This is a genomic window from Nostoc sp. DedSLP04 (assembly GCF_034530775.1).
Taxonomy (GTDB): domain Bacteria; phylum Cyanobacteriota; class Cyanobacteriia; order Cyanobacteriales; family Nostocaceae; genus Nostoc.
Genome location: NZ_JAVRCL010000128.1, coordinates 1 through 5426, shown reverse-complemented (window position 1 = coordinate 5426; position 5426 = coordinate 1). Strand labels below are relative to the sequence as shown.

The 5426-nt window shown below is 40.3% G+C and carries 4 protein-coding genes; 3 read left to right on the top strand and 1 reads right to left on the bottom strand.

Annotated elements, in window-relative coordinates; translation table 11 throughout:
* Positions 1–149: 149 nt before the first annotated feature.
* The 3 genes from RMX89_RS34365 to RMX89_RS34355 all read left to right on the top strand — a co-directional run bounded on the left by RMX89_RS34365 (position 150) and on the right by RMX89_RS34355 (position 4801).
* Complete coding sequence (locus RMX89_RS34365; protein ID WP_322692131.1) at positions 150–2288, top strand: hypothetical protein; 2139 nt, start codon at positions 150–152, stop codon at positions 2286–2288.
* A gap of 391 nt (positions 2289–2679) precedes the next feature.
* Complete coding sequence (locus tag RMX89_RS34360) at positions 2680–4131, top strand: ATP-binding protein (protein ID WP_322692130.1); 1452 nt, start codon at positions 2680–2682, stop codon at positions 4129–4131.
* Positions 4121–4801, top strand: a complete 681-nt coding sequence (locus RMX89_RS34355; protein ID WP_322692129.1) for a response regulator transcription factor — start codon at positions 4121–4123, stop codon at positions 4799–4801. Before RMX89_RS34360 ends, RMX89_RS34355 begins: the two co-directional genes overlap by 11 nt.
* Before the next feature lie 2 nt (positions 4802–4803).
* Here the strand turns inward: RMX89_RS34355 and RMX89_RS34350 are convergent, their stop codons facing one another.
* The gene (locus tag RMX89_RS34350; RefSeq protein WP_322692128.1) at positions 4804–5097 is read right to left on the bottom strand and encodes a hypothetical protein; all 294 of its coding nucleotides are present in this window, start codon (positions 5095–5097) and stop codon (positions 4804–4806) included.
* Positions 5098–5426 lie beyond the last annotated feature (329 nt).

Here is a 5426-nt window from a genome sequence, read left to right as displayed (position 1 = left end):
TTTTTTCTTTTAATCCTTTTATTCAGAATACTCGGAAAGTGACAGAAGAGGGTTAATTGGGCTAACCGAGAAGTATCGATCTGTAGCTGATTTACTTGACTTTAATTTACTTCCTGTAACGTCAATTAAAATAAATACGTGCAAATACCATGAAAATAGCAATGAGCGATCGCCGTTTCTGGAGACTGCTAGGGAAAACAATTTGTATTGCTATACTTGCGCTGGCTATTATCGTCAAATTTACACCCCTCAAGTCTAGTTGGAGTACTACATCAAGGTATCACTGGAATAATGTCTCTATCGGAGGAGGTGGTTATGTTACAGGCATTTATTTGCATCCACAAGAGCGAAATTTAGCCTACATCAGAACTGATATGGGTGGCTTTTATCGTTGGAATTCAAAAGATTACAAATGGATTCCGCTAACAGATATATTTAGCTTGCAACACAGCAATTACTACGGGGGAGAAGCCTTAGCACTTGACCCAAATAACCCAGATATTGTATACATCGCAGCAGGGAAATATACTACTAGTTGGGGTGGATTAGGAACAATCTTCAAATCGAGCGATCGCGGTCAAACCTGGAATAAGCTGAAAATAGACTTGCCAATGGGTGGCAATGAAACTAAACGTTGGCTCGGAGAGAGGCTAGCCGTTAATCCCTTTAATTCCAATGTTATTTTATTTGGTTCGCGATTGAATGGGCTATGGAAGTCTTCAGATGGTGGTACAACATGGGGCAAGGTTAGCTCTTTTCCCGAAAAGCCGGAAACAAAGATTGGAATTACAGGTATTGTATTTAGCAAAAATGTATCTGAACTAGTCTATGCCAATGCCTATGGAAATGGCATATATGAATCCACTGATGCGGGTGTTACCTGGAGCAAAATACCAGGAAGCCCATCAAAAGTGAATCGAATGGCTCTGGCAAAAGACAAAGTTCTGTATGTAACGCATACGTCGGGTGTCAGCAAATATGCAAACAGTATTTGGAGCGATATCACACCAAGTAACGCGAAAACTACATTTAATGCCATTGCTGTAGATCCAAACAATCCCAATCATCTTTTAATTGTTTATGACCAGTATGTTTCCACAACAAACAATCGTGTCATATTTCAATCTACTGATGGTGGAGCTACATGGCAACAGAAAAAGCATACTTTGAAACCTCAAGTGCCCTGGTGGCCTAAGTGGTTTTTTGCCTCCTCAACCTCAGCGATTGAGTTTGATCCAAAAACTGCTGGACGATTATGGTTAACAGACTGGTATGGAACATGGCAAACAGACAATATCAACGCAGAGTCATCTGTTTGGTCAAACTATGAAAAAGGACACGAGCAGCTAGTTAGCTTCGCCCTAGTCTCACCTCGAAGTGGCTCTAAATTGTTGAGCGGTGTTGCTGATACGGATGGGTTTGACCACAGCAATGGATTAGATGTCTACCCATCTACGCAGTTTGGCGGCAAAAATAGTCCTCGATTCCAGGATACCTATGGTCTTGCTTATAGCGAAAGCAATCCTTCACAAATGGTACGTGTTGGTGGTAATCGATGGAACAATACTTATACGGGAGCAACTTCGCAAGATGGGGGACTGACATGGAAACAATTTTCCTCGTTTCCGAAGAACACAATCCCGTTGCGTGTAGCCATGTCAGCAACAAATTCAAATCTATTTGTCGCAATTATTAATCAAGGACAGCCTATTCGTACAACCAATGGCGGATGTTCTTGGAGCAAAGTATCAGGATTACCCAAAGGCCCCAAAGGCCCGTGGTACTGGGGTCAACCATTAGTAGCTGACAAATTAGATGGCAACACTTTTTACTACTACAGTGGTGGCAAGTTATACCGCAGTAAGAACGGAGGCGCATCCTTTAGGATTGTAAACTCATTATTGCCTTCTGAAAGTTGGTCTATGCTCAAAACAGTTCCGGGGGTTAATCGCGAAGTTTGGCTCAGTCTTAACTCTCACGGACTTTATCGCTCAACAAATGGCGGTGTAAAATTTGCCCAGATTCCTAAAGTGAAGAAAGCTTACTTATTCGCCCTTGGTAAGGCACAAAAGGGAAGCAAAATTCCTGCACTGTATTTGTATGGGGAAATTGCTGGTATGGGCGAAGGAGTATTTCGCTCTCTCGACAAAGGAAAAACATGGATAAATATCGCCTATTTACACCAACCTATGGGCAATGAGCCTAATGTCATGGAGGCTAGCTGGCAGAAATTTGGACTAGTCTTTATTGGCACTAACGGTAGGGGAATCTACTATGGAACTCCGTAAAAAAATACTCTTGTGTTTTTCTCTCACGCAACTGACATCAGTTGCAAGAAAACCACGAAGCTAAAAGATTATTAATTTTTGTGCATTATGTTAATTTTTGTAAAAAAGGTAGTAGTATATTTTTGCTACATTATTTAATACAATTAAGTTGTTAATATGAAGGATATTGATATGTAACACACGCATAGTTAACGCTTTTGAATCACAGCTGAACACCAGCAAAGCTTTTTCAGTACTGGTGTATAAGGGTTTTAAGTAGTATTCTAGGTAACTTTAATTAAGGTGGTAGAGATATTAAATAGTGATAGCTATTAGCTTGATACCTTTCTTAATTCACTCATCTAGGAAAGGTAATTTTTTAAACCCTCTGCATACTAGTATTTTACTGCTAGTGTTCTTTTTATTTGGACAGCAAGTCTTCAATCTCTTGATAGCACACCTAAATCATGAGGCATATAACCAGATAACCCATGCTTTATTCATAGGGCGAGAAGGAGAACGTCTACTTAATGCTGTAATAGATAATCAAGAAAAAGGTTTTCTAGAAAATTCTAATCAGGGACAAACTAATCCGATAAGTTCTCGTCAGAAGAAGCCCAGCTTCCACAACAGCTTCAACCATCTGTACAATCTCGTACAAGACAACCCTGCTCAAATAAAGCAACTCGATAAAATTAAATATATCTATAACCAGTGGCAAAGGGAGTTGAAGCAAAAAGCGCTTTCTGGGTCTGTAAGGAATTCTGCTTTGACAAAAAGCACTTTATTTGATTCTTTGCATAAGGAGATTGAGAAACTCATTCAGCACGAAGAGATGCTTTTGAGAGTTCGCAAAAATCGTATACAGCAATTGAATAGTATTAACAGTGCGATCAATATTTTCAGCACATTCATCATTTTATTAGTAGCAATTTTAAATATTCAGTTGTTGCATTGGCGAGTCAAACTTCCATTAAACAAATTGACACAAGTTTGTAAACTTTGGCAAGCGGGACAAATGGAAGTGCAACTATCCCATTCTTCTATAGATGAGATCGGGCAACTAGCTGGAGTTCTTAACGCGATCGCTGATAAGACTCGTCACCGTCAACAAAGTATTGAGGTGCGTAACCAACAGCTTGAAGACATGATATCTGCACTTTCCCACGACCTACGTATTCCTTTACTTGCGACTCGTAACACTTTAGACTGTATGCTCAAAGGAGCTTTTGGTTCAGTCAATGACACTTGGAAGGAAGTTTTTGAAGAGTACCATGAAGCCAATGAGGATCTGCTTAAGCTTGTGGAACTCCTTTTAGATATCTCCCGTTATGAAGCAGGCAGCACTTGTTTAATGTGCGATCGCCTAAACTGGGAAAAGATTTTAATTAAAGTAATTAGTCAGATAAAAGCAACATCTACACGTGAGTTAGCCTTCATTTGTAAAACTTCTCAATTGCTGCCAGCTGTCTATGGTGATGAATTAGAAATTCAAAGAGTTCTACAAAACTTACTTGATAACGCTGTGCGGGTAAGTAAGCCTAACGGGGAAATTCTGATTGAGATAATGCCTTATGAACAAGAGCAAGTGCGGATTTCGGTGCGCGATCGCGGTTTGGGAATTGCACCGCAAGCTCAGGAAAAGCTGTTCCACCGCTTTATTCAAGGACGAGGGCATCGTGGAAGAAGTGGGCTTGGTCTGTACTTATGTCGTCAAATTATTGAGGCTCACGGAGGAAACATTGGTGTTGAAAGTTCTCTTGGAGAGGGAAGTACTTTCTGGTTTACTCTCCCAAGTGCCATAAATCAAGTTGATAGTAACGATGAACAGAATATAACCAGATGTAGCAATAATGATATCTAATATTGACGAAAAGAAAACTGTACGGATTCTATTAGTTGACGATCACGCTTTAATCCGCCGAGGGATAAAAGGGCAATTTAGCTTAGAACCTGGTTTTAGTATAGTTGGAGAGGCATTGGACGGTGGAGAAGCTGTTGAATTAGCTAGTCAACTCCAACCAGATGTAGTTTTAATGGATATCGATCTACCAGTTATGGATGGGATTACAGCCACCCAGCATATAAAAAGCAACTGCTTGACTACTTGTGTTTTAGCCTTAAGTGCCTTTGACGACGATATTCAGGTTATGGGGATGCTTGCAGCTGGTGCTGATGGTTACTGTCTTAAAACCATTGAATGGGAACAGCTCATCGCCGTTATTCAATTGATACTCCAAGGTGGCGCTTATTTAGATCCTCTAATCGCTCAAAAAGTTGCTCGGATGCTTAGGTCAACCGCTGTTGCTCCCGATGTTCCTGTATCTCAGCTAATAGCGCAACCTATTCTCAGTAATCGCGAACGCGAGATTCTTAAACTTATTGCACAGGGGCACTCAAACCAGCAGATTGCAAACCAACTCTACCTCTCACTCGGAACCGTCAAGTCTTATGTACGTATGGTTCTCAACAAACTTAGCGTTGACGATCGCGTTCAAGCAGCAGCTTTAGCTGTACGCCAAGGGCTGATTTAAGCTTAGAGGAATTTATGTAAACAGTCAGATAATTCTGTCAAAGTGGTAGCCAGTGGTGAGATGTCATTCACGAGTTGTTCTGACCACAAAATGTAAGGCTGAAGTAGTTGATGCTGGAATTGCTCAGGTATGGGTAGACATAACACCAATATATGAGGTTCAAACAAAGTTATCTCTTCCGGCGTGGGAATACAATAATATGGAAAAACTTCTGCATTTTGTTTTAAGCAATGACTGCTGACGCGCTGCACGGTCATAACATTTTTACCAATAACCATAATTCGGTGTCTTTTCATATTTCTATACTTATCTGCAAACGGGAAATGCCTACTATACAACAATGGTTTTAGCGATCGCAAAGGAAGTGCGATGGCGTAACCGCCCAGTGTTGAATGGATGTAACAATAAGCCTTGGGCGAATAAGTTGAGCTAAATCATCAGTTAAGAGCAAAAAGATAGAAAGAAGAAAGATTTATTTTTCTCAAAGAGGCTCAAGTCATTAACAGATAAAAAGCATAAGCAATTAAATTGCAATCTGACAACTCTACAGACTGCCATTATTACCTGAATATACAGCAGATTCGGAGTTTATGAGGTACAGTAGCAGCAATTTTTAAACCAATTT